The sequence below is a fragment of the Microbacterium petrolearium genome (assembly GCF_054782875.1).
Window position 1 is genome coordinate 64,017 of the sequence record NZ_BAAGRQ010000012.1, and the last position, 25,798, is coordinate 89,814.

General features: G+C 72.0%; 29 protein-coding genes, 1 tRNA gene and 1 pseudogene. 11 read left to right on the forward strand and 20 right to left on the reverse strand.

Translation table 11 applies throughout. The features are described 5' to 3' along the window. Positions 1 to 34: 34 nt before the first annotated feature. Genes ACYVJ0_RS10365 through sufB form a run of 5 tightly spaced genes read right to left on the reverse strand, consistent with a single transcriptional unit; the run spans position 35 to position 4,149 of the window. Entirely contained in the window at positions 35 to 364 is a 330-nt protein-coding gene (locus tag ACYVJ0_RS10365; protein ID WP_261167227.1) for a metal-sulfur cluster assembly factor, read from the reverse strand. Positions 365 to 374: 10 nt separating this feature from the next. After that, positions 375 to 1,145, reverse strand: a complete 771-nt coding sequence (gene sufC, locus ACYVJ0_RS10370) for a Fe-S cluster assembly ATPase SufC (protein ID WP_449853700.1) — start codon at positions 1,143 to 1,145, stop codon at positions 375 to 377. 37 nt (positions 1,146 to 1,182) lie between these two features. After that, positions 1,183 to 1,509 carry a non-heme iron oxygenase ferredoxin subunit gene (locus tag ACYVJ0_RS10375; RefSeq protein WP_449853701.1) on the reverse strand — a complete coding sequence of 109 codons (327 nt, stop codon included), beginning with the start codon at positions 1,507 to 1,509 and terminating at the stop codon, positions 1,183 to 1,185. Next, on the reverse strand, positions 1,506 to 2,729 hold the full coding sequence (sufD, locus tag ACYVJ0_RS10380) for a Fe-S cluster assembly protein SufD (RefSeq protein ID WP_460817686.1): 1,224 nt from the start codon (positions 2,727 to 2,729) through the stop codon (positions 1,506 to 1,508). The genes ACYVJ0_RS10375 and sufD overlap by 4 nt, the downstream gene beginning before the upstream one ends. 1 nt (position 2,730) lies before the next feature. Continuing rightward, positions 2,731 to 4,149, reverse strand: a complete 1,419-nt coding sequence (gene sufB / locus ACYVJ0_RS10385; protein WP_460817688.1) for a Fe-S cluster assembly protein SufB — start codon at positions 4,147 to 4,149, stop codon at positions 2,731 to 2,733. A 224-nt stretch (positions 4,150 to 4,373) separates the two neighbouring features. Here sufB and ACYVJ0_RS10390 point away from each other — a divergent pair, with 224 nt between their 5' ends. Together ACYVJ0_RS10390 and ACYVJ0_RS10395 are read left to right on the forward strand one after the other, a co-directional pair. Continuing rightward, a complete protein-coding gene (locus ACYVJ0_RS10390; protein WP_460817689.1) occupies positions 4,374 to 5,444 on the forward strand; it encodes a COX15/CtaA family protein in 1,071 nt (356 codons plus the stop codon). 96 nt (positions 5,445 to 5,540) lie between these two features. Then, complete coding sequence (locus ACYVJ0_RS10395) at positions 5,541 to 5,993, forward strand: dinucleotide-utilizing enzyme (protein ID WP_449853705.1); 453 nt, start codon at positions 5,541 to 5,543, stop codon at positions 5,991 to 5,993. 85 nt (positions 5,994 to 6,078) lie between these two features. Here ACYVJ0_RS10395 and ACYVJ0_RS10400 read toward each other — a convergent pair whose 3' ends face one another. Both ACYVJ0_RS10400 and thiL read right to left on the reverse strand, forming a co-directional pair. Then, positions 6,079 to 6,594, reverse strand: a complete 516-nt coding sequence (locus tag ACYVJ0_RS10400; protein WP_449853706.1) for a YbhB/YbcL family Raf kinase inhibitor-like protein — start codon at positions 6,592 to 6,594, stop codon at positions 6,079 to 6,081. A gap of 31 nt (positions 6,595 to 6,625) precedes the next feature. Next, complete coding sequence (thiL, locus tag ACYVJ0_RS10405; RefSeq protein ID WP_460817691.1) at positions 6,626 to 7,600, reverse strand: thiamine-phosphate kinase; 975 nt, start codon at positions 7,598 to 7,600, stop codon at positions 6,626 to 6,628. A gap of 43 nt (positions 7,601 to 7,643) precedes the next feature. Between thiL and ACYVJ0_RS10410 the strand changes: the two genes are divergently transcribed. Further along, the gene (locus ACYVJ0_RS10410) at positions 7,644 to 8,168 is read left to right on the forward strand and encodes a DUF3515 family protein (RefSeq protein WP_449853708.1); all 525 of its coding nucleotides are present in this window, start codon (positions 7,644 to 7,646) and stop codon (positions 8,166 to 8,168) included. Positions 8,169 to 8,183: 15 nt separating this feature from the next. Here the strand turns inward: ACYVJ0_RS10410 and ACYVJ0_RS10415 are convergent, their stop codons facing one another. The 7 genes from ACYVJ0_RS10415 to ACYVJ0_RS10445 all read right to left on the reverse strand — a co-directional run bounded on the left by ACYVJ0_RS10415 (position 8,184) and on the right by ACYVJ0_RS10445 (position 15,823). After that, positions 8,184 to 9,278: a D-alanine--D-alanine ligase family protein gene (locus ACYVJ0_RS10415; RefSeq protein ID WP_460817693.1), complete on the reverse strand. Its 1,095-nt coding sequence runs from the start codon at positions 9,276 to 9,278 to the stop codon at positions 8,184 to 8,186. After that, a complete protein-coding gene (locus ACYVJ0_RS10420; RefSeq protein WP_449853710.1) occupies positions 9,178 to 10,293 on the reverse strand; it encodes an NAD(P)H-dependent glycerol-3-phosphate dehydrogenase in 1,116 nt (371 codons plus the stop codon). The genes ACYVJ0_RS10415 and ACYVJ0_RS10420 overlap by 101 nt, the downstream gene beginning before the upstream one ends. Beyond that, entirely contained in the window at positions 10,293 to 11,039 is a 747-nt protein-coding gene (locus ACYVJ0_RS10425; protein ID WP_449853747.1) for a lysophospholipid acyltransferase family protein, read from the reverse strand. Before ACYVJ0_RS10425 ends, ACYVJ0_RS10420 begins: the two co-directional genes overlap by 1 nt. Next, complete coding sequence (gene murA, locus ACYVJ0_RS10430; RefSeq protein ID WP_449853711.1) at positions 11,036 to 12,394, reverse strand: UDP-N-acetylglucosamine 1-carboxyvinyltransferase; 1,359 nt, start codon at positions 12,392 to 12,394, stop codon at positions 11,036 to 11,038. The genes ACYVJ0_RS10425 and murA overlap by 4 nt, the downstream gene beginning before the upstream one ends. An 86-nt stretch (positions 12,395 to 12,480) precedes the next feature. Next, positions 12,481 to 13,077, reverse strand: a complete 597-nt coding sequence (leuD, locus tag ACYVJ0_RS10435) for a 3-isopropylmalate dehydratase small subunit (protein WP_449853712.1) — start codon at positions 13,075 to 13,077, stop codon at positions 12,481 to 12,483. Between the two features lies 1 nt (position 13,078). Beyond that, complete coding sequence (gene leuC / locus ACYVJ0_RS10440; protein WP_449853713.1) at positions 13,079 to 14,551, reverse strand: 3-isopropylmalate dehydratase large subunit; 1,473 nt, start codon at positions 14,549 to 14,551, stop codon at positions 13,079 to 13,081. Between the two features lie 225 nt (positions 14,552 to 14,776). Beyond that, positions 14,777 to 15,823, reverse strand: coding sequence for a TerC/Alx family metal homeostasis membrane protein (locus ACYVJ0_RS10445; protein WP_460817696.1), 1,047 nt, complete (start codon positions 15,821 to 15,823; stop codon positions 14,777 to 14,779). Between the two features lie 307 nt (positions 15,824 to 16,130). On the opposite strand from ACYVJ0_RS10445, the gene ACYVJ0_RS10450 reads away from it, so the two are divergent. Beyond that, positions 16,131 to 16,688, forward strand: coding sequence for an RNA polymerase sigma factor (locus ACYVJ0_RS10450; protein WP_460817698.1), 558 nt, complete (start codon positions 16,131 to 16,133; stop codon positions 16,686 to 16,688). Further along, positions 16,685 to 17,920 (forward strand): DUF4349 domain-containing protein, encoded by a 1,236-nt coding sequence (locus ACYVJ0_RS10455; RefSeq protein WP_460817700.1) that lies wholly within the window; start codon positions 16,685 to 16,687, stop codon positions 17,918 to 17,920. Before ACYVJ0_RS10450 ends, ACYVJ0_RS10455 begins: the two co-directional genes overlap by 4 nt. Before the next feature lie 51 nt (positions 17,921 to 17,971). Here ACYVJ0_RS10455 and ACYVJ0_RS10460 read toward each other — a convergent pair. Continuing rightward, positions 17,972 to 18,044 (reverse strand) — tRNA-Glu (locus ACYVJ0_RS10460). Between the two features lie 140 nt (positions 18,045 to 18,184). On the opposite strand from ACYVJ0_RS10460, the gene ACYVJ0_RS10465 reads away from it, so the two are divergent. Then, the gene (locus ACYVJ0_RS10465) at positions 18,185 to 18,823 is read left to right on the forward strand and encodes an MBL fold metallo-hydrolase (protein ID WP_460817701.1); all 639 of its coding nucleotides are present in this window, start codon (positions 18,185 to 18,187) and stop codon (positions 18,821 to 18,823) included. Positions 18,824 to 18,841: 18 nt separating this feature from the next. Here the strand turns inward: ACYVJ0_RS10465 and ACYVJ0_RS10470 are convergent, their stop codons facing one another. From ACYVJ0_RS10470 to ACYVJ0_RS10485, 4 genes are all read right to left on the reverse strand, one after another. Next, complete coding sequence (locus ACYVJ0_RS10470) at positions 18,842 to 20,134, reverse strand: CoA transferase (RefSeq protein WP_460817703.1); 1,293 nt, start codon at positions 20,132 to 20,134, stop codon at positions 18,842 to 18,844. A 29-nt stretch (positions 20,135 to 20,163) separates the two neighbouring features. Further along, a complete protein-coding gene (locus ACYVJ0_RS10475; RefSeq protein WP_460817704.1) occupies positions 20,164 to 20,940 on the reverse strand; it encodes a MerR family transcriptional regulator in 777 nt (258 codons plus the stop codon). Positions 20,941 to 21,015: 75 nt separating this feature from the next. Continuing rightward, a complete protein-coding gene (locus ACYVJ0_RS10480; protein WP_460817706.1) occupies positions 21,016 to 21,897 on the reverse strand; it encodes a nuclease-related domain-containing protein in 882 nt (293 codons plus the stop codon). A gap of 40 nt (positions 21,898 to 21,937) precedes the next feature. Further along, positions 21,938 to 22,255 (reverse strand): heavy-metal-associated domain-containing protein, encoded by a 318-nt coding sequence (locus tag ACYVJ0_RS10485; protein ID WP_460817708.1) that lies wholly within the window; start codon positions 22,253 to 22,255, stop codon positions 21,938 to 21,940. A gap of 86 nt (positions 22,256 to 22,341) precedes the next feature. Between ACYVJ0_RS10485 and ACYVJ0_RS10490 the strand changes: the two genes are divergently transcribed. Both ACYVJ0_RS10490 and ACYVJ0_RS10495 read left to right on the forward strand, forming a co-directional pair. Continuing rightward, positions 22,342 to 22,854, forward strand: coding sequence for an O-acetyl-ADP-ribose deacetylase (locus ACYVJ0_RS10490; protein WP_460817709.1), 513 nt, complete (start codon positions 22,342 to 22,344; stop codon positions 22,852 to 22,854). Positions 22,855 to 22,955: 101 nt separating this feature from the next. Then, positions 22,956 to 23,207 (forward strand): TraR/DksA family transcriptional regulator, encoded by a 252-nt coding sequence (locus ACYVJ0_RS10495; RefSeq protein WP_460817711.1) that lies wholly within the window; start codon positions 22,956 to 22,958, stop codon positions 23,205 to 23,207. A gap of 91 nt (positions 23,208 to 23,298) precedes the next feature. Here the strand turns inward: ACYVJ0_RS10495 and ypfJ are convergent, their stop codons facing one another. After that, positions 23,299 to 24,180, reverse strand: coding sequence for a KPN_02809 family neutral zinc metallopeptidase (gene ypfJ, locus ACYVJ0_RS10500; protein WP_460817712.1), 882 nt, complete (start codon positions 24,178 to 24,180; stop codon positions 23,299 to 23,301). A 99-nt stretch (positions 24,181 to 24,279) separates the two neighbouring features. Between ypfJ and ACYVJ0_RS10505 the strand changes: the two genes are divergently transcribed. From ACYVJ0_RS10505 to ACYVJ0_RS10515, 3 genes and pseudogenes are all read left to right on the forward strand, one after another. After that, positions 24,280 to 24,663: a DUF2255 family protein gene (locus tag ACYVJ0_RS10505; RefSeq protein WP_460817714.1), complete on the forward strand. Its 384-nt coding sequence runs from the start codon at positions 24,280 to 24,282 to the stop codon at positions 24,661 to 24,663. 80 nt (positions 24,664 to 24,743) lie between these two features. Further along, positions 24,744 to 25,277: a hypothetical protein gene (locus tag ACYVJ0_RS10510; protein ID WP_460817716.1), complete on the forward strand. Its 534-nt coding sequence runs from the start codon at positions 24,744 to 24,746 to the stop codon at positions 25,275 to 25,277. Next, positions 25,265 to 25,798: pseudogene (locus tag ACYVJ0_RS10515) on the forward strand (hypothetical protein); the annotation flags it as partial. The gene ACYVJ0_RS10510 and the pseudogene ACYVJ0_RS10515, both read left to right, overlap by 13 nt.

Genomic DNA, 25,798 nt, shown 5'->3' on the forward strand with positions numbered 1-25,798 from the left:
GCCCCGTCCGTGGACGGGGCCCTCGTCGGGTGGATCAGATGGAGAAGCCGAGCGCGCGCATCATGTCGCGGCCGTCGTCGGTGATCCGTTCGGGACCCCACGGCGGCATCCAGACCCAGTTGATCCGGAACTGCTCGACGACGCCGTCCAGCGCCTGCGCCGTCTGCTCCTCGAGGACGTCGGTGAGCGGGCAGCCCGCGCTCGTGAGCGTCATGTGGATGACGAGGGCGTCGTTCTCGTCGTCCCAGCCGAGGTCGTAGATGAGGCCCAGGTCGACGACGTTGACCCCCAGCTCGGGGTCCATGACGTCCTTGAGTGCCTCGGTGACCTCGTCGTACTTCTCGGGAGTGAGCGTCGCGGTCATGGCCCCGACCTTACGCCTCGACGGGCGCGTCCGCAGGCAGGTAGGCGGCGTAGCCCTCGGCCTCCAGGCGCTCGGCGAGCTCGGGGCCGCCCTCCTCGACGACCTTGCCCGCGACCATCACGTGCACGAAGTCGGGCTGGATGTAGCGGAGGATGCGCGTGTAGTGCGTGATGAGGAGCACGCCGAGGCCGGTGCTCTCCTTCGCGCGGTTGACGCCCTCCGACACGATCTTCAGCGCGTCGACGTCGAGGCCCGAGTCGGTCTCGTCCAGGATGGCGAGCTTCGGCTTCAGCAGCTCGAGCTGCAGGATCTCGTGGCGCTTCTTCTCGCCGCCCGAGAAGCCCTCGTTCACGTTGCGCTGCGCGAACTTGGGGTCCATGCGCAGGGCCGACATGCCCTCCTTGACCTCCTTCGTCCACGTGCGGATGGCGGGGGCCTCGCCGTCGATGGCGGTCTTGGCGGTGCGCAGGAAGTTCGCCACCGTCACGCCGGGGATCTCGACGGGGTACTGCATGGCCAGGAACAGTCCGGCGCGGGCGCGCTCGTCGACGGCCATCTCCAGCACGTCCTCGCCGTCGAGCGTGATCGATCCGCCCGTGACGGTGTACTTGGGGTGGCCGGCGATCGTCGACGCGAGCGTCGACTTGCCCGAGCCGTTCGGGCCCATGATGGCGTGGGTCTCGCCCGAGCGCACGGTCAGGGTCACGCCGTTGAGGATCGGCGTGGTCCCCTCGTCGGTCTCGACCGTGACGTGCAGGTCCTTGATCTCGAGGACAGTCATGTTGATTCCTTCTTGTGGAGAGTTCGTGGGGCCTGGCTCAGGCCGACTTGATGACGGTGGGATCGATGAGCACGTCGTCGCCCTCGATCGTCACCTCGTAGACGGGCACCGGCTCGTAGGCCGGAAGGTTCAGTGGCTTGCCGGTGCGCAGCGAGAACGCCGAGCCGTGGGCCCAGCACTCGAGCGAGTCGCCCTCGACGAAGCCCTCGGACAGCGAGATGTCGCCGTGCGTGCAGGTGTCGCCGATCGCGTGCACCTCGCCCTGGGCGTCCAGGACGAGCGCGATGGGCACACCGTCCACCTCCACGCGGCGAGCCTGGTCCTGGACCAGCTCGCTCTTGGCGCAGACGCGGGTCGCGCTCACGCGGCGATCCCCTCCCCGGCGGCGATCTCCTGCTCGATCGCGGCCGAGAGCTCGGCCTCCAGCTCGGGCAGGCCGAGCTTCTGCACGATCTCGGCGAGGAAGCCGATCACGACGAGGCGACGTGCCTCGGCCTCGTCGATGCCGCGGGCCTGCAGGTAGAACAGCTGCTCGTCGTCGAAGCGACCGGTGGCCGACGCGTGGCCGGCGCCCTTGATGTCGCCCGTCTGGATCTCGAGGTTCGGGATCGAGTCGGCGCGCGCGCCGTTCGTGAGCACGAGGTTCCGGTTGGCCTCGTACGAGTCGGTGCCGACGGCGTCCGGGCCGATGAGCACGTCGCCGATCCACACGCTGCGCGCGCTCGCGCCCTGCAGCGCACCCTTGTAGAGCACGTTGCCGGTCGTCTCGGGGCCCTTGTGGTGCAGGTAGACCTGGCTCTCGAGGTGCTGGCCCGAGTCGGCGAACGACAGGCCGAAGACCTCGCCGTTCGATCCTGCGCCCGCGAGCTCGACGTTCGGGTTCACGCGCACGACGCCGCCGCCGAAGCTCACGACGAAGTGACGCAGCGTGGCGTCGCGGCCCACGCGCGCCTGGTGCGCCGCCGCGTGGATCGCGCTGTCGTCCCACCGCTGCACGGCCACGACCGTGAGGGTCGCGCCGTCGCGCACGATGATCTCGACGTTCTCGGCCAGCTGCGCCGCGCCCTCGTGCCGCAGCACGACGACCGCCTGGCTGTGCTCCTGCGCCTCGATCACGAGGTGCGCATCGGCCCGGCGTTCGGCGCCCTGGCCCGTGATGCGCAGGACGATCGGCTCGGCGACCTCCTCCTCGCGCGGGATGCGGATGAACCGCGCCTCGGGCGAACCCTGCCACGCCACGGCGGCGGGCAGGTCCTCGGGCTCGAACACCTCGCCGCGCGGGGCGGCGCCGATCGCGAGCGTGCCCGCGTCGTAGCGCTCACCCGCATCGAAGGCGTAGGTCACGCCGTCGTTCTCGGCCGCGCGCTCGAACAGCGGCGAGAGCCGCTTGATCGGGGCGTGCACCCAGTTGACCTCGCGGCCGCTGGGGGTGCCGAAGTCGGCGGGCTCGTAGGAGCGGGGGCGCTCCGAGCGCGTCTGGACGGGGACCGTCACCTCGTCCTGCGGCGGGATGATGACCGTCGCGGGGTCGCGGTGGGCGTGCTCGTTCTGCGCCTCTGCAGGCGCCTGCGTGGGGGCCGTCATCTCAGCCGACCGATCCTTCCATGCCCATCTCGATGAGCTTGTTCAGCTCGAGGGCGTACTCCATGGGCAGCTCGCGGGCGATCGGCTCGATGAAGCCGCGCACGATCATCGCCATCGCCTCGTCCTCGGGCATGCCGCGGCTCATGAGGTAGAACAGCTGCTCCTCGCTCACCTTCGAGACCGTGGCCTCGTGGCCCAGCTGCACGTCGTCCACGCGGATGTCGATCGCGGGGTACGTGTCGCTGCGCGAGATCGTGTCGACGAGCAGGGCGTCGCACCGCACCGTGTTGGCGGAGTGGTGGGCCTTCTCGTCCACGCGCACCTCGCCGCGGTAGCCGGCGCGGCCGCCGCCGCGGGCGATCGACTTCGAGACGATCGACGACTGCGTGTACGGCGCCATGTGGATCATCTTCGCGCCGGCGTCCTGGTGCTGACCGGGGCCCGCGAAGGCCACCGAGAGCGTCTCACCCTTGGCGTGCTCGCCCATCAGGAAGATCGACGGGTACTTCATCGTGACCTTCGAGCCGATGTTGCCGTCGACCCACTCCATCGTCGCGCCCTCGTGGGCGACGGCGCGCTTGGTGACGAGGTTGTACACGTTGTTCGACCAGTTCTGGATCGTCGTGTAGCGCACGCGGGCATTCTTCTTCACGATGATCTCGACGACCGCCGAGTGCAGCGAGTCGCTCTTGTAGATCGGCGCCGTGCAGCCCTCGATGTAGTGGACGTAGCTGCCCTCGTCCGCGATGATCAGGGTCCGCTCGAACTGGCCCATGTTCTCGGTGTTGATGCGGAAGTAGGCCTGCAGCGGGATCTCCACGTGCACGCCCTTGGGCACGTACACGAACGATCCGCCCGACCACACGGCCGTGTTCAGCGCGGCGAACTTGTTGTCGCCGGACGGGATCACGGTGCCGAAGTACTCCTCGAAGAACTCGGGGTGCTCGCGCAGCGCCGTGTCGGTGTCCATGAAGATGACGCCCTGCGCCTCCAGGTCCTCGCGGATCTGGTGGTAGACGACCTCGGACTCGTACTGCGCGGCCACGCCGGCGACGAGGCGCTGACGCTCGGCCTCGGGGATGCCGAGCTTCTCGTACGTGTTCTTGATGTCCTCGGGCAGGTCCTCCCACGTCTGGGCCTGCTTCTCGGTGGAGCGGACGAAGTACTTGATGTTGTCGAAGTCGATGTCGCTGAGGTCGGCGCCCCACGTGGGCATCGGCTTCTTCTCGAACAGGGAGAGGGCCTTCAGCCGGGTCTTCAGCATCCACTCCGGCTCCTGCTTGAGGGCCGAGATGTCGCGGACGACGGCATCGCTGAGGCCGCGCTTGGCGCTCGCGCCGGCGACGTCCGGGTCGTGCCAGCCGAATTCGTACACCCCCAGACCTTCGAGCTCGGGGCGGTCGATCAGCACATCAGACATGCGGTCTCTACTCTCCTCATGGGTCCCGAAACGGTGTCAGCCGGCCCGGCGCTCCGGAGTGGAGTGCCGTACTGGGGCCCCGTTGCGACGCGGATCGCGCCTTAGACTGTCTGCTGTCGCCACGGGCGGAACCGCCCGTTTTTTCAGCGATTCAATTCTACAGGTTCGCTCCCCCACGGCGCCGTGCGTGTCGGATTCGGAGCGGATCAGGAGGCACCACCCGCATGGCCACCGCACCCGCCGCTCCCCCGCTCACCGCGCCCCGCGCCGCCGCCGTCGGCGGCAGCTGGCTGCGCCTGTTCGCCTGGCTCTCGTTCCTCTTCGAGACGACGATCATCGGCACGGGCGGCGCCGTGCGCCTGACCGGCTCCGGCCTCGGCTGCTCGGAGTGGCCGCTGTGCACGCCGGAGTCGCTCGTGCCGACGCAGGAGATGGGCATCCACGGCTTCATCGAGTTCGGCAACCGCACGATGACCGGCGCGGTCGGCATCGTCGCCATCGCGGTGCTGCTGCTCACGCTGCGCGCCGTGGGCACGCGCCGCGACGTGCTGGCGGCGGTGTGGTTCGCGCTGGGCGGCATCGCCGCCGCGGTGGTCGCCTACCTCGCCGTGGGCGAGTTCTGGGCGGCGACCGCCGTGCTGCTGCTGGCCGTGATCGCCGCGGCCGTGTACTCGGTGCGTTCGCTGCCCGCCCGCCGCGACCTGCAGATCCTCGCGTGGATCGTCGTCGCCGGCGTCGTGGCGCAGGCGCTCGTGGGCGGCATCACGGTGCTGACCGAGCTGAATGCCTTCATCGTGGGCTTCCACTACGTCTCGTCGCTCGTGCTCGTGTGCGTCACGGCCGCCTACCTCGTGCGACTGCACGACGTGCCGGGCCCGCGCGAGCGCGCCGTGCCGGCGTGGTTCGCCGCCCTCACCCACGCGACGACGCTCGTCCTCGCCCTCACGATCCTCTTCGGCGTGCTCACCACGGCCAACGGGCCCCACTCCGGCGATGCCGCCGTGATCCGCGACGGCTTCGATGCGACCGTGCTCGCGCACGTGCACTCGTGGCCCGGCTACATCCTGCTCGCCCTCGTGGTCGCGCTCGTCGTGATCGCCGCGGTGCGCCGGCTCCGCCCCCTGCCGTGGCTCGTCGCGCTGCTCGCCGTCATCGCCGTGCAGGTGATCGTCGGCGTCTTCCAGGCCCGCAACGGCCTGCCCGAGCTGCTCGTCGGCATCCACATGGTGCTCGCGGCCCTCTCGGCCGCCGCCTTCACGGTCGTGGTGCTGCGGCTGAAGCGCCCCGTGGCCTGACGCGGCGATCCACAGCGGGAGCATAGGGGACGCATCGGCCGCGCATGGGCGCGCCGGGGATCGTGGCGGAGTCCGCATGCGAACCCGAGGAGAATCATGCCCCGCACGCCCCGACTCATCACCAGCGCGCCCTACTGGGTGCTGCTGATCGGATCGCTCGCCGCCACCGCGGCCGGATTCGCGATGAGCTTCCCCACGATCGACAACATGAGCACGACCCTGCTCGACGGCAGCGCCACCACGGCCGACGTCTATGCGGGCCAGGCGCTCGTCACGGTGGGCGGACCGGTGCTCGGCGCCGGCCTGATCGGCCTCGCCCTGACCGCCGCGATCGCCGCGGCCAAGGCGCTCGTGCCCGCCCGTCCCGTGCCGGCGGCGGAGGCGCTGCCCGCCGATGAGGAGCCGGAGATCGACGACGCGCCGGCCGCTGCTCGCCTGACGGAGGAGCCGGCCCCTGCTGCCGGCGCGCCCGTCACGGCCGACGAGCCGGCGACGGCTCGGCCGGTCCCCGAGCCGGAGGCCGAGCAGGCGCCCACCCACCGCGCCTGACGCCCGGACGCGAGACGCCCGTTCCGCCGGCCCCGAGGGGCACGGCGGAACGGGCGTCGGCGCGCGTCGTGCACGCGCGTGGCGGTCAGTCGCTCGTCGCCGTGGCGACGAGGATGCCGCGCGCGAGCGCGTGGAAGTGCCGGTTGAAGCCGAGGATCGCGGGCGTCGCCCCCTCGGGCAGCTCCAGCACCGTGTCGAGCGCGTCGACGACGAAGAAGTAGCGGTGCACGCCGGTTCCCGGCGGCGGGCCGGCGCCGATGAAGCCGGGCTCGCCCGACTCGTTGCGCAGCGCGATGCCCGCCGAGGGGCGGTCGTCGCCCGTGTCGAGCGACGTCACGTCGGCCGGAAGGTTGTAGACGGCCCAGTGCCAGAAGCCCGAGCCCGTCGGCGCGTCCGGATCGAAGCACGACACGGCGAACGACTTCGTGCCCTCGGGCGCCCCCGACCAGCTCAGCTGCGGGGAGATGTCGGACCCGCCGCCGGCCGATCCCCACTGCGCCTTCGGCAGCGGCTGCCCCTCGGCGATGTCGGTGCTGGTGACGGTGAGGGGCGCGAAGTCCCTCAGCGTGGCGAGCTCTGCATACGGATCGTAGGAGAACATGGCGCCAGCCTAGCCAGCGATCCGCGCCGCGTCAGCCGGTGCGCGCGTCCCAGTCGGCGTAGGGGTCCCATCCGCCGCGGCGGTCGTACGGCTCGCCCCCGACCGAGACGCCCGATCCCTCCTCGACGCGGCCGATCGGGCGGAACCCGGGCGGGAGGACGTCTCCGGGGAACGTCGCCAGCAGGGCGTGGTCCTCTCCGCCCTCCAGGGCGGCGCGCCGATCGGCGCCCAGGGCGGCCGGATCGAGGTCGAGACGCACGCCCGAGGCCTCGGCCATCCGCGTCGCGTCGAGCGCGAGCCCGTCCGAGACGTCCATCATCGCGGTGGCGCCCGACATCGCTGCCATCGGGCCGAGCCCGAGGGGCGGCGCGGGCCGCAGCTGCGCGTCGAGCAGCGCGGACTCCCCCTCCCCGAGCGCCGCGCGGTCGACGGGAATCGGTTCGCCGCCGTCGTCGCGGAAGCGGTCGAAGAGGATCGCCAGGCCGCGACCGGCGGCGCCGAGCTCGCCCGCCACGGCGACGACGTCGCCGGGGCGGGCGCCCGAGCGCAGCACGGCGGGGCGACCCTCCAGGTCGCCGAGCGCCGTCACGGCGATCGTCAGGGTGTCGGAGACGGTGAGGTCGCCTCCCACGACGGCGCAGTCGGGGGCGAGCGCCTCGCACGCCTCGCGCAGCCCGTCGGCGAGGGTCTCGACGAACGAGATCCTCGTCGCGCTCGGCATCGCAAGCGCGACGAGCAGCCCCGTCGGGCGGGCGCCCATCGCGGCGACGTCGGCGAGGTTGACCGCCGCGGCCTTCCAGCCGAGGTCGTACCCGCTCGACCAGGCGAGGCGGAAGTCGGGGCCGTGCACGAGCGTGTCGGTCGTGGCCACCACGGAGCCCGACGGCGCGGCGACGACCGCCGCATCGTCCCCCGGGCCCACGATCGCCGCCGGCGCCCTGCCCGTGCGCGCCGCGATGCGCCGCAGCACCTCTCGCTCGCTCAGCTCGCCCACGGTCGGATCCATCCGTTCAGGGTATCCACACGCGACCCCGCAATACGCTGGAGGGGTGATCCGCCGCCGTTCCTCCGCCGCCCGGGCCGGGGGCGCCATGAGTGCGCGGCTCGCCGCGATCCTCGCGGGCGCGCTCGCCCTCGGCGGCTGCGCCACCACGGTGCACCTGCCCGCCGAGCCGCTCGCGAACGACCCGCTCTGCGCCGAGGTCTCGGTGCGCCTGCCCGATGCGCTCGGCGACCTGCCGCGGGTCTGGACCGACGCGCAGGCGACCGCCGTGTGGGGCGAGGATCAGGAGGTCATCTTCGCGTGCGGCCTGGAGCCGCTGGCGCCGAGCACGCTGCAGTGCGTCTCGGTCGGCGGCGTGGACTGGGTGGTCGACGACACGGACTTCCCGCGCCTGCGCATGGCCACCTACGGCCGCACGCCCGCCGCGTCGGTCTACGTCGACACGGCGGTGGACGAGGACGGCCAGGGCGTCTCGAGCAACGACGTGCTCAGCGCGCTCGGCGGCGCCGTGTCGCAGCTGGAGCGCACGGGCGAGTGCGTCGCCCCGGACGAGGCCGAGTACGTCGGCTGACCCGGCCTGCGCCGGTCAGCGGGTGCGCTCGAGGCCCAGCTCGATGAGCTCCGAGATGAGGTCGGCGTAGCTCAGGCCCGATGCGATCCAGCACTTCGGGTACATCGAGATCGGCGTGAAGCCCGGCATGGTGTTCGGCTCGTTCACGACGACCTCGCCCTCGGGCGTGAGGAACACGTCGACGCGGGCGAGCCCGCGCCCCTCCACGGCCTCGAAGACGCGCGCCGCGACGTCGCGGATCCGCGCGATCTGCTCGTCGGTGAGATCGGCCGGGCACACCACCTCGGCGCCGTCGCCGCCCAGGTACTTGCCCTCGAAGTCGTAGAATTCGCGCGTGGTGAGCACGATCTCGCCGGGCAGCGACACCCTCGCCGGCGCGCCCCCGCGGCCCTCGAGCACGGCCACCTCGATCTCGCGGCCCGCGATGCCGGCCTCGATGAGCACCTTGTCGTCCTCGGCCAGGGCCAGGCTCATCGCCTCGTCCAGCTCGCCCGCGTCGTGCACCTTCGACACGCCCACGCTCGATCCCGCCCGCGCGGGCTTGACGAACTGCGGGTATCCGAGCGCGGCGGCCTCCGCGCGCACGGCGTCGGGCGCGGCGGCCCAGCGCGACGCGCGCACGGTCACCCACGGCGACACCGCGATGCCGGCGGCCTGCAGCGCCACCTTCATGAAGTGCTTGTCCATGCAGATCGCCGAGTCCAGCACGCCGCCGCCCGCGTACGGCATCCCGAGGATGTCGAGGAAGCCCTGCATCGTGCCGTCCTCGCCGTGCAGGCCGTGCAGGATCGGCAGCACGACATCGACCTCGCCGAGCGAGTCGACCGTGCCGTCGGCGCGGCGCACGCGCAGCTCGCGCCCCTCGCCGGGCAGGGGCCAGAGCACGCGCGTGCCGTTGTCGACCACCTCGGGCAGCCGCTCGGCGTCGAGCGCGAAGCGCGCGGGATCGTCCTGCTCGAGCACGAAGACGCCGTCGCGGGTGATCCCGACCGGGATCACCGCGTAGCGGTCACGGTCGATCGCGCCGAGCACTCCCCCCGCCGTCGCGGAGGAGATCGCGTGCTCGCTGGAACGCCCTCCGAAGAGCACCGCCACGGTCGTCCTGGCCATTCTGCGTCCTCTCGCCCTGCGGGGTGTCGTCGTCCGTCGTGAGGTGCGGGCCGATGTCCTTGGGATCCATCGCGCCGTCCAGCACCATCTTCACCTGCTGCACGATGGGCATCTCGACGCCCTTCGCCTTCGCGAGCTTCAGGATCGGGCCGACCGATCCGAGGCCCTCGGCCGTCTGCTCCATGTGCGCCACGACGTCCTGCAGCGTGTACCCCTGGCCGAGCAGGCGGCCCGCCGTGTTGTTGCGGCTCAGCGGCGACTGGCACGTGGCGATGAGATCGCCGAGGCCCGCGAGCCCGTGCATCGTCTCGGCCTGGGCGCCGTAGGCGACGGCGAAGTCCGTCATCTCGACGAGCCCGCGCGTGATGATCGAGGCCTTCGTGTTCTCGCCGTACCCCACGCCGTCGACGATGCCGATCGCGACGGCGATGAGGTTCTTCAGCACGCCGCCGAACTCGGTCCCGGCGACGTCGGTGTTGACGAACGTGCGGAAGTAGCGGTTCGTGGCCGTGCGCGCGATGAGCTCGGCGGTCTCGAGGCTGCTCGACGACACGACGGCGGCCGTCGGCTGCTCGCGCGCGATCTCGAGCGCGAGGTTCGGCCCGCTGGCCACGGCGATCCGGGCGGGATCGCAGTCCAGCACCTCGGCGATCACCTGGCTCATGCGCATGCCCGAGCGCTTCTCGACGCCCTTCATGAGGCTCACGATCGGCACCTCGGAGCGCGCGACGAAGGGCCGCAGCTGCTTGAGCGCCTCACGCGCCGTCTTGCTCGGCACGGAGAGGTAGATCTGCTCCGCGCCGTCGACGGCGCGCGCCAGCCGCGGCGTCGCGCGGATGGTGCGCGGCAGGTTGATGCCGGGAAGGTACTGCGAGTTGCGCTTGGCCTCGTCGATCTCGTGCGCCTGCTCGGGGCGCCGCGCCCACATCGTGACGCGCGCGCCGCCGTCGGCGAGGATCTTGCCGAACGTCGTGCCCCAGCTGCCGGCGCCGAGCACCGCCACCCGCGGGCCCATCAGAGGCGCCCCGTCTCGGCCTGCCCGTGCTGGGTGGGGTCCCACCGCTCGGGCGGCGCCTTCTCGCCGCGCAGCTCCTCGAGCAGCGCGGTGATGGCGGCCATCACGCGCTCCGTGCCCTCCTCGAGCGCGGCGCGCTCCTGGGCGCGGCCGGCGAGGTCCGACAGGTCGACGGGATCGCCCACGACGAGCGTCACGGGCCGGCGGGGCGGCCACAGGCGCAGCTTGCCGTAGCGCGGCATGATCTGCTGCTCGCCCCAGTGCGCGACCGGGATGACGGGCAACCCGCCGGCCAGCGCGATCCGCACCGCGCCGGCCTTGCCGCGCATGGGCCACAGGTCGGGATCGCGCGTGAGGGTGCCTTCCGGGTACACGATCACGCCGCTGCGGTTCTCGACGAGCACCTTGGCCTGCTCGAGCGCGAGCGCGCCCTGGTTGCCGCGCTTGACGGGCACCATCTTGGTGGCCCGCAGGGCGGCGCCGAGCACCGGCACGCGGAAAAGGCTCTCCTTGGCGAGGAATCGCGGCAGGCGTCCCAGCTTCCACGTGGCGACGGCGATCGTCAGCGGATCGATCTCGCTGTGGTGGTTCGGGGCCAGCACGAAGGGACCGTCGAGCGGCATCTTCTCGCGGCCGCGGATCTCGATCTTCGCGAACCACGCGTACAGCGGCACGACGATGATCGCGAGCAGGCGGAAGACGCCGCCCGGCCGCGCACGCTCCGGGGAGATCGGCGCCACGCTCAGCCCACGACGTCGAAGTCGGCGCCGAGGGCGCTGAGCTTGTCGAGGAACTTCTCGTAGCCGCGCGCGATGATCCGCACGCCGCTCACGCGCGAGGTGCCCTCGGCGGCCAGCGCCGCGATGACGTACGCGTAGCCGCCGCGCAGGTCGGGCACCACGATGTCCGCGCCGCGCAGCGGGGTCGGTCCGTTGATGACGGCCGCCTGCTCGAGCGCGCGGCGGGGCACGCGGCGCTTCGGGTCGTCGATGCCGTTGGGGTGCACGACGATGTCGGCGCCCATCTGGTTGAGCGCGTGGGTGAAGCCCAGGCGGTTCTCGTACACGGTCTCGTGCACGACCGAGGTGCCCTCGGCCTGCGTCAGCGCGACGATCAGCGGCTGCTGCCAGTCCGTCATGAACCCGGGGTGCACGTCGGTCTCGACCATGACGGGCTTCAGCGGCGTCTCGCCGCGGCGGAACGTGATGCCGTCGTCGGTGACGTCGAAGTCGCCGCCGACCTTGCGGAACACGTTGAGGAACGTGAGCAGCTCGTACTGGCGCGCGCCCTTGACGAAGATCTCGCCGTCGGTGACGAGCGCGGCGCAGGCCCACGACACGGCCTCGTTGCGGTCGAAGAGGCTGCGGTGGTCGTAGCCCTTGAGCTCGTCGACGCCCTCGATGAAGATCACGCGGTTGGGCTCGTAGGAGATGATCGCGCCCATCTTCTGCAGCACGCCGATCAGGTCCATGATCTCGGGCTCGATCGCCGCGTTGCGCAGCTCGGTGACGCCCTTGGCCTTGACGGCCGTGAGCAGCACCTGCTCGGTCGCGCCCACGCTCGGGTACGGCAGCTCGATGCGCGCGCCGTGCAGGCCCTCGGGGGCCGACAGGCGGATGCCGCTGGGCTGCTTGTCGACGATCGCGCCGAACTTGCGCAGCGCGTCGAGGTGGAAGTCGATGGGGCGGTCGCCGATGCGGCAGCCGCCGAGGTCGGGGATGAAGGCCTGGCCGAGCAGGTGCAGCAGCGGCCCGCAGAAGAGGATCGGGATGCGCGACGAGCCGGCGTGGGCGTCGATCTGCTCGAAGTTCGCCGACTTCGCGTCGGCGGGGTCGAGCACGAGCGATCCCGGCTCCTCGCCGGCCGACACGTGCACGCCGTGCACCTCGAGCAGCGAGCGGACGACCTCGACATCGCGGATGTCGGGGACGTCCCGCAGGATGCTGGGCGTCTCGCCGAGCAGCGAGGCGACCATCGCCTTGGTGGCGAGGTTCTTCGCGCCGCGCACGTCCACCTGACCCTTGAGGGGCCGGCCCCCGCGGATCTCGAGGATGTCAGCGTCGACGCGCTGGGTGGTCTCCGTGGAGCCGAGAAGTGTCATGGTGCAGATGGCCTCACATCGTCTAGGCGGCTCGCGCCGCCGGTCGGGGGCCGTCTGCCCCGATCCTCAGGGGCTTCCGGCCGGGCTCACGGCACCGGGAGGGTGCGTGGCCGCCACGCCTCGCGGCGGGCCTCGAACTGCGTGATCGCATCCGCGTCGCGCAGCGTGAGCCCGATGTCATCGAGCCCCTCGAGGAGCCGCCACCTAGTGTAATCGTCGATGTCGAAGGGAGCCGTGAAGTCGCCGACAACGGCCGTGCGCGTCGTGAGGTCGACCGTCATCTCGATGCCGGGCTGCGCGTCGATCGCGGCCCAGATCCGGTGCAGATCGTCCTCGGAGATCACGCCCGTGACGAGGCCCTGCTTGCCGGAGTTGCCGCGGAAGATGTCGGCGAAGCGGGGGCTCAGCACCACGCGGAAGCCGTAGTCGCGCAGCGCCCACACGGCATGCTCGCGGCTCGATCCCGTGCCGAAGTCCGGGCCGGCGACGAGGATCGAGGCGCCCGCGAACGGCTGCTGGTTCAGCACGAACTCCGGGTCCTGGCGCCAGCCGTGGAAGAGGGCGTCCTCGAAGCCGGTCTTCGTGACCCGCTTCAGGAACACCGCGGGGATGATCTGGTCCGTGTCGACGTTCGACCGCTTCAGGGGCGCGGCCACGCCGGTGTGCGTCGTGAACTTCTCCATGTCAGGCCTCCGCTCCGGTCAGTGCGTGCTCGTCCAGCGGCGCGAGGTCGGCCGGCCCCGAGAGGGTGCCGCGCACCGCGGTCGCCGCCGCGACCAGGGGCGAGACGAGGTGCGTGCGCCCGCCCTTGCCCTGGCGACCCTCGAAGTTGCGGTTGCTCGTCGAGGCGCAGCGCTCCCCCGGCGCCAGCTGGTCGGGGTTCATGCCCAGGCACATCGAGCAGCCGGCGAAGCGCCACTCGCCGCCGAACTCCTCGACGATCCTGTCGATGCCCTCGGCCTCGGCCTCCAGGCGCACGCGCGCGGAGCCCGGCACGACCATGACGCGCACGCCGTCGGCCTTCTTGCGGCCCTTGATGATCGACGCGAACGCGCGCAGATCCTCGATGCGGCTGTTCGTGCAGGAGCCCATGAAGACGGCGTCGACCGCGATCTCCTTCATGGGCGTGCCCGCCTCGAGCGCCATGTACTCGAGCGCGCGCTCGGCCGCCTTGCGATCGCCCTCGTCCTCGAAGTCCTCCGGCGAGGGCACGCGGCCGCCCAGGTTCACACCCTGGCCGGGGTTCGTGCCCCACGTGACGAACGGCTCCAGCTCGTCCGCGTCGATGAAGACCTCGGCGTCGAACGCCGCCCCCTCGTCGGTGGGCAGCGTCTTCCAGTACGCGACGGCCTCGTCCCAGTCCGCGCCCTGCGGCGCGTGCGGGCGCCCCCTCAGGTAGGCGAAGGTGGTCTCGTCCGGCGCCACCATGCCGGCGCGCGCTCCCGCCTCGATCGACATGTTGCAGATCGTCATGCGCCCCTCCATCGAGAGGGAGCGGATGGCGCTGCCGCGGTACTCGAGCACGTAGCCCTGGCCGCCGCCCGTGCCGATCCGCGCGATGACGGCGAGGATGATGTCCTTGGCGGTCACGCCGGGCTTGAGCTCGCCCTCCACCGTGATCGCCATGGTCTTGAAGGGCTTGAGGGGCAGCGTCTGCGTGGCGAGCACGTGCTCGACCTCGCTCGTGCCGATCCCGAACGCCATCGCGCCGAACGCGCCGTGCGTCGAGGTGTGGCTGTCGCCGCACACCACGGTGATGCCCGGCATCGTCAGGCCCAGCTGGGGGCCCACGACGTGCACGATGCCCTGCTCGGCGTCGCCCAGCGAGTGCAGCCGGATGCCGAACTCGGCGGCGTTGCGGCGCAGGGTCTCGATCTGGGTGCGGCTCGTGAGGTCGGCGATGGGCTTGTCGATCGCGAGCGTCGGGGTGTTGTGGTCTTCCGTGGCGATCGTCAGGTCGGGGCGGCGCACGGGGCGGCCCTCGGCCCGCAGCCCGTCGAAGGCCTGCGGGCTCGTGACCTCGTGCACGAGGTGCAGGTCGATGTAGAGGAGGTCGGGCTGCCCGTTCTCTCCCTTGGACACCAGGTGGGCGTCCCAGACCTTCTCGGCCAGCGTGCGGGGGTTCTCGGGGATCGCGGGGGTCGCGGGTGAAGTCATGTCGGTTCCAGGTCTCGTCGGCGGGTCGGGCGCATCACGTGACTCCGCGACGAGCCTGGCCCTAGGACGAGGGCTCGTCGCGGCGACTAAGGAGGAGCACCGCGCGCATGCGAACACCCTAGCACTCTGCAACGCCGACTCGCGTTTCGCGCACATTGTGCCCAGCGAAAGCGTAGGCGGGACCCCGCTCGATGAGCAGGATCCCGCCTTCGTTGATCGGATCGATCAGCGCTCGTCGCCGTGCGCGCGCGCCTCGGACGGGAGCGCGCTCTCGTCGCCCGCGGTGCGGGCGGCCGTCTTGCGCTTGTCGCGCGCGTCGGCCAGGAGGCTCGCGATCGTCGCGACGGCCATCGATCCGATGATCACGCCCAGCGACATCCAGTTGTTGATCTCCGGCGCCCACTCCACGTGATGCCCGCCGTTGATGAAGGGCAGCTCGTTGACGTGCAGCGCGTGGAAGAACAGCTTCACGCCGATGAACGCGAGGATGAACGCCACACCGAAGTGCAGGTAGCGCAGCTTCTCGAGCAGGTCGCCCAGCAGGAAGTACAGCTGGCGCAGGCCCATGAGCGCGAACAGGTTGGCGGCGAAGACGAGGAACGGCACCTGCGTGATGCCGTAGATGGCCGGGATCGAGTCGATCGCGAACATGAGGTCGGTAACGCCGATCGAGACGAACACGATGAGCATGGGCGTGAGGATCTTCTTGCCGTCGACGACGGTCGTCAGCTTCGCGCCGTCGTACTCGTCGCTGATGTTCACGAACCGGCGGATCGTCCGGACGATGAAACTCTCGGTCTGCGCGTCGCCCTCGTGCTTCTCCGGCAGCGCCTGGCGGATGGCCGTGAAGACGAGGAAGGCGCCGAAGAGGTAGAAGATCCAGCTCCAGTTCTCGATCGCGGCGGCGCCCAGCAGGATGAAGGCCGCGCGCAGCACGAGGGCGATGATGATGCCCACCATCAGCACCTCCTGCTGATAGCGGCGCGGCACCGAGAACTGGGCCATGATCAGCACGAAGACGAAGAGGTTGTCGATCGACAGGCTGTACTCCGTGAGCCAGCCGACGACGAACTCGCCGGCGTGCTGCGCGTCGACGACCAGCCACAGCACCCCCGCGAAGACGAGCGCGAGGGAGATGTAGAAGACCACCCACAGCGTGGACTCCCTCGTGGAGGGGATGTGGGGTCGCTTCAGGATGATCAGCAGATCGGCGACGAGGATGAGGACGAGCACGACGAGCGAGCCGACCTCGAACCAGACGGGGATGTCCAACGGCGGGAGCCTTTCGGAGACGTGGTGGGATCTCGAAAGTCTCTCCCCCGCGCGTTCGCGGTGCGCACCCGGAGCCGCGTCGTCGGAGCTCGTGATGACGGATGCGCGATGACGGGATACTCCCTCTCGCTCCCCCAGGGTACCGCGCCACAGGTCGCCGACGTCGCGTCCCCGGGCGACCGGCGGGGTGCCGGAGACCGGTGCGCGACCGGTCCGCGGAAATGTCGTGATCGATCCGAGACGATCGCGCCCGCGCGGACACTGACAGGGTGAGAGACGATTCCCTCACCCGACGACAGGCGGAGGCATGCACGAGGACGAGGACGACGCGGCCCTGGTGACGCGCGCGGCCGGAGGCAGCGAGCCGGCTTTCCGCGCGCTGTACCGCCGGCACGCGCGCGCGGTCTACTGGATCGCGCACGGGCTGCTCGGCACGAGGCCGGACGCCGAGGACGCCGTGCAGGAGACGTTCGTCGTCGCGTGGCGCAAGCTCGGCGGCCTCGCGCTCGCGGGCGACTCGCTGCTGCCCTGGCTCGCCGCCATCTGTCGCCACACCGCCGCGAACCGCATCCGCTCCCGTCGGCGCGAGCGCGCGCACGTCGCGCCGGCCGAGCACGCCGAGCATCTCGCGGCGGCGACGGACGTGGAGCGGCAGGTGGTCGCCGCGGCCACACTGGACGCGGTGCTGCGCGAGCTCGCGGGCATGAGCGGCGTCGACCGCGAGATCCTGCGCCTGTGTGTGGCCGAGGGCCTGCCCTACGCGGAGGCGGCGGAGCGCATCGGCGTGGGGCATGGCGCCGTGCGGAACCGTCTCGCCCGCATCCGGAGCCGGCTGCGGATCGTCGCCGGAGAGGAGCTGTCATGACGTCGTCGGAGCACGAGGACGCGCCGCGCGCGACGGGGGCGGAGAGCGCCCACGAGGACCGCGCCGCGCCCGAGACGGCGCTGCCCGAGACGGCGCTGCCCGAGATGGGCGAGGAGGCGATCGCGCGCGTCGAGGACGCGGTGTTCGAGGCGATCGCGGCCGAGCGGCGGCTCGAGGCCCGGCGCGCCCGCCGCCGGCGCCGCTCGTGGAGCGGCGTGGCGATCGCCGCGAGTCTCGTCGTGGTCGCGGCGGTCGTCTCCCCCGCGATCCTGAACCAGGTGCGCAGCACGTCGATGGGCGAGAGTGACGCGTCGTGGGTCGCGGAGCCGGGCGTCGCCGACGGCCCATGGCCGACCCTGCCCGGCGTCGAGGCACCCGGCGCCGGCGTGTCGGCCGAATCATCCGGAGGTGCGGCGTCGGAGGATGCGGGCTCCGAGGAGGCGGCATCGGGCGATGCGGCGGCCGGCGCATCCGCGAGCGCCGGCTCCGGTTCGGACGGTGCGCTCGAGGAGGATCGGGAGGTCGCGGTGACGGCCGAGGTCTCGGTCGAGGTCGCCTCCCCCGCCGACGCGGCCGAGGCGCTGAGCGCACTCGCCGCCGAGCACGGCGGGTACGTGCAGCACCTCGCAGTGAGCGCGGCGCCCGAGGCGTCGTCGGACGACGCGTCGACGTCGACGATCGCCCCGTCGTCCTCGGACGCGGCCACCCTGCGCGTGCCGAGCGACAGCCTGGACGCCGCAATCGCGGATCTGGGCGGGCTCGGCGAGGTGCTGCGCACGAGCATCGCACGCGAGGACGTGACGGGCCAGGCCGTGGACCTTCGCGCCCGCGTCGCGGCGGCGGAGGCGTCGATCGCGCGGCTCACCGAGCTCATGGCCGAGGCCGGCTCGGTGGCCGACCTGCTGGAGGTGGAGAACCAGCTCTCGCAGCGGCAGTCCGAGCTGGAGGCGTACGAGTCCGAGCTGGAGCACGTCGAGGGGCGCGTGGCGATGTCGACGCTGCAGGTGTGGCTCGTGCGACAGGACACCCCGGCGCCCGTCGAGCCCGGCTCGCCCTTCCTCGACGGCATGCTGACGGGGTGGAACGCGCTCGTCGCGGCGCTCGGGGGCCTCGTCGCCGTCGTCGGGTTCGCGCTGCCGTGGCTCGTGCCGATCGCCGCCGTCGTGCTGCTCGTGTGGCTCATCCGGCGCCGCGGGCGGGCGCGGGCGGCCGCGCGCGACGCGGAGGCCTGACCCCGAGACGGAGGAAGCCCCCGGTTCCGAGGAACCGGGGGCTTCCGAATGTGACCCCAGCGGGATTCGAACCCGCGTTACCGCCGTGAGAGGGCGGCGTACTAGGCCGCTATACGATGGGGCCGTTCTTGAGTTTCTCGCGTTGCTCCCTCAGCGGGGCAACTAGAAGAGTATGCCATGAGTCCGGCGAGCCGGACAAATCGGCGCGGCTCCCGCGCGCATCTCGCGCGTGTCGCCGGGGCCGGACGGTGATTGGATGGCGATATGCGCGTCACGAAGCACGAACACGCCACCCTCCGCCTCCAGGACGCCGGCGACACGCTCGTCATCGATCCCGGCGGCTTCACCACCCCGCTCGCGGAGCTGCACGATCTGGCGGCGGTCGTCATCACGCACGAGCACCCGGATCACTGGACGCCGGCCCAGCTCGACCACCTCGCGCAGGTCGCGCCCCGCGTGCCGATCTACGCGCCGCAGGGCGTGGCCGATGCGGCGGCGGGCTACGACATCGAGGTGGTCTCGGCGGGCGACGTCGTGACCGCCGGCGCATTTACGCTGCGCTTCTTCGGCGGCGCGCACGCGCTGATCCACTCGAGCCTGCCGCCGGTGCAGAACCTCGGCGTGCTCGTGAACGAGCGCCTCTACTACCCCGGCGACTCGTTCCACGTGCCGGAGGGCGTCGAGGTCGACACGCTTGCCGCGCCGCTCGGGGCGCCGTGGCTGCGCATCGGCGACGCCATGGACTTCGTGCTCGCCGTGGCGCCGCGCCGCGCCTTCGGCGTGCACGACATGACCCTCTCGGTCGTCGGGCGCACGATGCACCGCGACCGCCTGCGCTGGGCGACCGAGCAGCACGGCGGCGAGTTCTTCGACCTCGACCCGGGCGACGAGCTCGACGTGTGACCAGCGGGCGCCGGCGTCTCAGAGCCAGGCGAGCCCGGCGGATCCGTACCGCTGCGGCGCGGACGCGTAGTCCACGGCCTCACCGGCGATGCGGAAGGGCGGCGGCGCGTACGTGAGGCGCCCGTACGGGCTGTCGGTCGTGCGCAGGGGGATGTCGAGGGCGGCGGGGTCGGGCGGACCGGCGCCGAGGGCGAGCAGCCGGTGGGCGGTGCCGAGGAGTGAGAGGTGCGCCCATCCCGCTCGGCCGGACGCGGCGAGCGCGATCGCGGCCGCCGCCATCCCGAGCCCCGTGGCCATGTCGAGCGCCTGCACGGGCAGGGCGCCGGGCCGCCAGCCGTCGCCGGTGTCGCGGCCGTACACGCGGGCGATGCCCGTGGCCGCCTGCACGAGACTGTCGAAGCCGCGCCGGCCGCTCCACCCCGGCGCGTCGCCCCACGCGTCGAGGGACACGACGGCCAGGTGCGGATGCCGCTCCCGCAGGCTCTCGGGATCCATCCCGTGCCGCGCGAGCCGCTCGATCCGGTAGCCGAGCGCGACGACGTGCGCGTCGGCGAGCAGCCGCTCGATGCCCTCGCCGAAGGCCGCGACGGCCGAGCGCTTGGCGAACCCCGTGTCGAGGTGCTGGTCGAGGGGCTCGGGCAGGTGCAGCGGGTCCACCCGCAGCACGTCGGCGCCGAGCGCGCCGAGCAGCCGCGTGGCGGACGGGCCGGCGAGCACGCGGGTGAGGTCGAGCACGCGGAGCCCGGCGAGCGGGCGCGGCCCCGGTGCGGGGTCGAAGGGCCGTCCCTCGCCGAGGTGCGAGACGCGGATCCACTCCCCCTCCCCGCCTCCGCGGACGTCGCCCGGGTCGCGCACGGCGACCGCCAGCCCGCCCGCCTCGAAGGCGGCGCGCTCGATCTCGAGCGCCGGCATCCCCCGCATCGCCGCCCGCGCCTCGTCACCGTCGCGCGCGCCGAGCGCGGCGAGCAGCGCGCGCTCGTGGTGCGGGTAGTTGGCGTGGGTGCGCACCCAGCCGTCGGCGGCCTCGAAGAAGCCCGACAGCGGGGCGAAGCCCGTGAGTGCGCGCCCGTCCACCCGCAGCAGCGGAAAGGATCCGAACCAGCCGGCGGCGCCGGCCGAGTCGACGCTCACGGTCTTCCCCGTGACCGCGGCGAGCGCGCGGGCCGCCGCGTCGGTCGCGCCGAGGGCGAGTCCCTCGACGTCGAGCGGGCCACCCCACCAGGCCCGCGGCCCCGACCAGGCGACCTCCCCGCCGCCGTGCAGGCGGGCGAGGAGGTCGCCTCCCATCGCCGGGATGCCGTCGTGCGTCATGCGGCAAGGCTACGGGCGCGACCGGCGGATCACAGGTGCGCCTCCGCGTAGATCCGCAACGCGTCGCGCACGAACTCGGCGCCGGCCGTGCCGCCCTCGCTCGTGGCGTAGTTCGCGCCGAAGCGCGGATCGGCGACGTACATCTCGCCCAGACCGATGACGTAGCCCTTCACGTCGCCGCCGTCGGCGGCCGGGGTGCCCGGCATGCCCGTGAGCCACTCGACGTGACGTCGCGCGAGCTCCTGCGCCTCGGCGCCGTCGGGCGCCGCACCGCTCTCAGCCGCCGCGATCCAGTCCCGCCCCAGGTCGATCACCTTCCGCTGCCAGGCCGCCTTCTCGTCGGCGCTCAGCGAGCGCCACCAGCGGTCGCTCTCGGCGTACGCGGCGGCGCCCCAGCGGCGCTGCACCTCGTCCTTGTACCGCGTGTGGTCGAACCCGTCGAACATCTTCTCGGCCATGACCTGCTCCTCTCCTCTCAGCGCACGGGTCGTGGTCGCGACCGACGCGATCTGCCGCACCAGCCGGTCCTGCTCCTGCCGCAGCCACGCCAGGTGCGCCTCGAGCGCATCGGCCTCCGGCGTCTCGCGCGCGAGCACGTCGGCGATCTGCGGCAGACCGAGCCCGAGCTCGCGCAGCAGCAGGATGCGCTGCAGGCGCACGAGCGCGGCCCGGTCGTAGTAGCGATAGCCGTTGTGGCCCACGCGCGACGGCGCAAGCAGCCCGATGTCGCCGTAGTGACGCAGCGTGCGGCTGGTGGTTCCGGCGATCCGGGCCACCTGCTGGATCGACCACTCCTCGTCGTTCATGACCTCGACGCTAGAGGTTGACGCGGCGTCAAGGTCAAGCGATGTTCTTGTCGAGTTCGCGTTCGACAGCTGGCGTCAGGCCGGCGGGAACGCCGCTGCCAACCGGCGGTGGATGTGCGGGATGTCCACGGTCGGCTCGGACGTGCGCAGCAGCGTCTTCCCGAGGCGGTTCGGCCAGCACACCCGCACGCCGCGGATCTCGAAGTCACCGCCGATCAGCGGCCACTCGCCGTCGACGAAGCAGAGGCAGCCGGTGACGTCGACGGCGTCGCCGACGACTGCACGCACGAGCGCGACCTGCCGTTCGATCCCGTCGATGAGAGGCGAGCGATCGCGGCCCCCGACGAGCAGACGCCGCCGACCGCCGAAGCCGAACAGCCCGCCGACCACGTCGCTCGACACGCGCTTGCCGACATACCGCTTGGCGTCGACGATCCAGACGCCCCACGGCGTGACGGCGATGTGGTCGATGTTCGCGCGCGAACCGGGGATGCGGCGGTCGTGCAGCGACGCGACGCCCACCTCGGCGAGCGCGTCGAGCTTCTCGGCGACCCGGGCCTCGCCCGCGGCACCCTGGGACCAGACGGTGGTCGAGGTGCGGGGGCGATCGTCCACGGCGAGCAGCGCGGCGATCCGTCCGATGACCCCGGTACCCCATTCCGAGGCGACCTTCGCCTTCTGCTCCGCGATGCGGGCCTCGTCCTTCGCTCTCCGGCGCTCGAACTCCCGCAGCGCGGACGCGCCGGCCGTGCCCGCGTGGACGGGCGGATGCTCCACCGGCGTGGATTCAGGGAATGCGACCTCCGTTTGCGACGGCGCGCAGGCGAGGTGCCGCACCTTCCGAACCGCCGGCAGGTAGGTGGCGCGCTCGCCCTTCGCGATGCCCTCACCGCAGGTCACGCAGGTGCCGGCGTACCGCAGCCTCAGTTCCCGCTCGTCGCCCGCGGCCGTCTCCACGGCGCCATTCTGCCTCACGGCGCCGCGCCGCCGCGCGGGGTCAGCGCACGACGGAGTAGCCGGCCTCGCCCACCGCCGCGTCGATCGCGGCGGGATCCAGCGGGGCGGAGCGGCGGATCGTGACGGTCGAGACGCCGCCCGCCACCAGATCCACGTCGACGCCCTCGACGCCGCCGAGGGCCGAGAGCTCCTCCGTCACGGCCGAGACGCAGTGGCCGCAGGTCATGCCCTCGACGCGGATGGTCTCGGTCTCCCCCGACCGCGTCTGCGCGGCGGTGGAGGTCTCCGGGGCGGCGCAGCAGGCGCAACCCGTCGCGCCCGCGTCCTTCTTGCCGAGTTCGATGCGTTCGACAGCCATGTGATCTCCTTGTCGTCGTCTGCGCTTCATAGTACCCCCTAGGGGTATCTCGATCCAACGTCGGAGGGATCGTCCACACTGGAAGGATGACCAGGATCGTGGCGGTGCGGGGCGACATCACCGAGCAGCACGTCGATGCCGTCGTCAACGCGGCGAACAACGCGATGCGCGGCGGGGGCGGCGTCGACGGCGCGATCCATCGGGCGGGCGGACCGGCGATCCTGGCCGACTGCATCGCGCGCTTCCCCCACGGCCTGGCCACCGGCGACGCGGGGTGGACGACCGGGGGCGAGCTGCCCGCGCGGTGGGTGATCCACACGGTCGGACCGAACCACGTCGCCGGGGAGCGCGATCGCGGCCTGCTCGTCTCGTGCTACCGCCGGGCGCTCGAGATCGCCGACGAGCTCGGCGCCCGATCCGTCGCCTTCCCCCTCATCAGCGCCGGTGTCTACGGCTGGCCGCTCGAGGACGCGGTCGAGGCGGCCGTGTCGACGATCGCCGCAGCGGGCAGCGCCGTCGAGGAGGCGCGGATCGTCGCGTTCCAGGATCCGGCCTTCGAGCTCGTGCGGCGCGCGATCCGAGAGGGCGGGTACTCGTGAGCCCGGGCGGGATCGATCCGGGAGAGTTCCGGGCAGTCCTCGAGGCGCGTCGGGCGCAGCTGCTGGACGGCCGTCGGCGACGGGAGGATGCGCGCGCGACGATGGCGGATGCGCGCTCGGCCGCGACAGCCGACGACGAGCACGATCCGGAGGGCGGCACGCTCGCCGAGGAATGGTCGCGCCTGGAGGGACTCGACGCGCAGGCGCGGTCCGAGCTGGCCGAGGTCGACGCCGCCCTCGGGCGCCTCGACGCGGGAAGCTACGGCGTGTGCGCGCGGTGCGGGCGCGACATCCCCGCCGAGCGGCTCCGGGCGCGTCCCAGCGCGACACTGTGCGTGCACTGCGCCGCCTGAGCCGCCCGCACCCGGCGGTTGCTGAACTGAGGCCGCGAAGCGGCCGAAGATGAAGCGACCACCGCAACAGCGCGTTTCGTGGCCGGTCGGATCAGAGCTGATCCCCCGCCACCGCGAACGTGTCGCAGCCCTGCACCCCCTCGGTGCGGCCGGTGTCGAACCAGCGCTGCCGCTGCTCGCTGGATCCGTGGGTCCAGCTCTCCGGGTTGACGAACCCGCCCGACTGCTCCTGGATGTGGTCGTCGCCGACGGCCGCGGCGGCATCCAGCGCGTCGGCGATCTGCTGCGCGGTCGGTGGCTGCAGGTAGGGCACGCCGTTCTCATCCTCCTGCTGCGTCATCGCCGCCACCCACGCGCCGGCGAAGCAGTCGGCCTGCAGCTCGGTGCGTACGCCGTTGCTGTCCGGTCCGGTGCCGTTGTTCGGGTACTGCTCGAAGACGCCGATGAGGTTCTGCACGTGGTGCCCGTACTCGTGCGCCAGCACGTACAGCTGCGCGAGAGAGCCCGCCGAGGCGTCGTACCGCTCGCGCAGCAGGCCGAAGAACGTGGGATCGACGTACACCGTCTCCTCGGGTGGGCAGTAGAAGGGCCCCGTGGCGTTCGAGGCGGTGCCGCACTGCGTGGGCGTCGATCCGTCGACGATGATCAGCTGCGGCTCCCGATAGCCCTCGAGCGTCTCGGACCAGAACTCGTCGATCGCGAGCGATCCCGCCGCCAGCCGGCAGTCGTCGTTCTCATTCGCGTCCTGCCCCGTCTCGCAGTCTCCGATGACGGACGATCCGCCCGATCCCTGCCCGTCGCCGGCACCGTCGGCGAAGCCGAGCAGCCCGCCGAGATCCTGCCCCGTGAACGCCTGGATGAGCAGCACGGCGATCACGCCGAGGCCGAGCGTGCCGCCGCCCGCGATGGCCGCGCCCCGTCCGCGCCGCCGCGCCTTGTTGCCGCCGACATCCGCGTTCTCGTTGAACGTCATGCCGTCACGCTACCGGCACCGCCCGCGCCGCCCAATGGCCCCGACCGCGCGCGTAGAGTCGTTCGCGCGGGCGTGGACCGCCCCGAGGGAGGATGCGACATGACGCGCGAGCAGCCACGGGCCTGGAGCGCGGGCGAGCTGGCCGCGCTCGACGACGCCCCGCTCATCCGCCTCGCGCCCGAGCGGGCCGACGGCAGCCTCGCGCCCGCGGTGCCCGTCGGCCACGTGCGCCTCGGATCCGACGAGCTCGTCCGCTCGCTCAACGTCACGGCCGGCGCGTGGTACCGCGCGGCCACGCGCTCAGGGAGGGGCCGGATCGAGGTGGGCCGCAGGCGGATCGCGGTGCGGTTCATTCCCGACACCGGGCGGGAGGCCGAGATCGACGGGGCCCTGCGATCCCGCTACGGCGACGACGCGGGCGTCCGCGCCATGACCCGACCCCCCGCCCGCGACGCGAACCTGCGGATCGTCCCGATCGACTGACGGGCGGTCCGCCGCGGCACCGCTGCGTCGTCTGTGGAGAGCGACTGCACGGATCCGGCGCGCTCGCTACCGTGTGTGGCATGTCGCGTTCGTCGTCCGCCGCCTTGCTCCTGGGTATCGCACTTGCGGTGGCCGGATGCGCTGCCACGCCCGAGCCCGAGCCGACGCCGACTGGGTTCGCGAGCGAGGAAGAAGCCTTTGCTGCAGCCGAGGAGACGTATCGGGCATATGTGGAGGCCACGAATCGCGCCAAGCCGGATGATCCCGCATCGGCGGAGCTGATCTACGAGTGGGTCGCCGACGATGCTCTCAGTGCCTCTCGGGAAGAGTTCACGACGGCCGCAGCCGAGAAGTGGACGCGGTCCGGCACAGCGGTCGTCGATCAGATCGCGCCGAACGACGCTTCAGATGACCTCCGCGAGGTGACTCTGGACGTCTGCGTAGATGTTTCGGACGTCGATGTCGTTGATGAGAACGGCGAGTCACTCGTGCCCGCGGACCGTCCAGACGTGCAGTCCGTGCGAGTCGAGTTGCGAGCGTCAAACGAGACCCGCACGGGGCTCGCCATCAGTCGCATGAGTCCGCGCGAGGATGGCCTCGAATGCGACGAGTAGCGCTTGGAACAGCGGTCTTCATCACGCTCGTCTTCGCAGCAGCACAACCCGCCGCCGCGAGCGAATCCTCCTGCGGCACGTTTCTTCCATTCAACTGCTCAGTCGATAACGATGGCTCCGGTGTGGACGTCGGCGGTTCCGCCACGCGTCCCGGTACCGGCGGTGGCTCGTCGGAGTCCGGCGGTGGCACGCAGCCGATCGCCGGCGACGGAGACGGCGTCGGTGAGGCGGCGCCGCCGCAACGCGACCCGCGGTGGGGACGATGCCGAGACGACCAGACCTCCCCACGCGCCGACGGCCTCTGCTGGCAGGACTACGCCCCCGAAACACCCGCCGAGCAGACCGAAGACGCGCCGATCATCCCCGCCGTGCAGGCCACCGACGTCGCCCGATTCGCCCCCGCCACCCCCGCCATCGGCACCGAACCCGACGGCGTCGCCGTCGTCGGCATGCCCATGAACGTCCTCGTCACCGCCACCGCCCACACCGCCACCGGCACCCTGTTCGACCTGCCCGTGTCC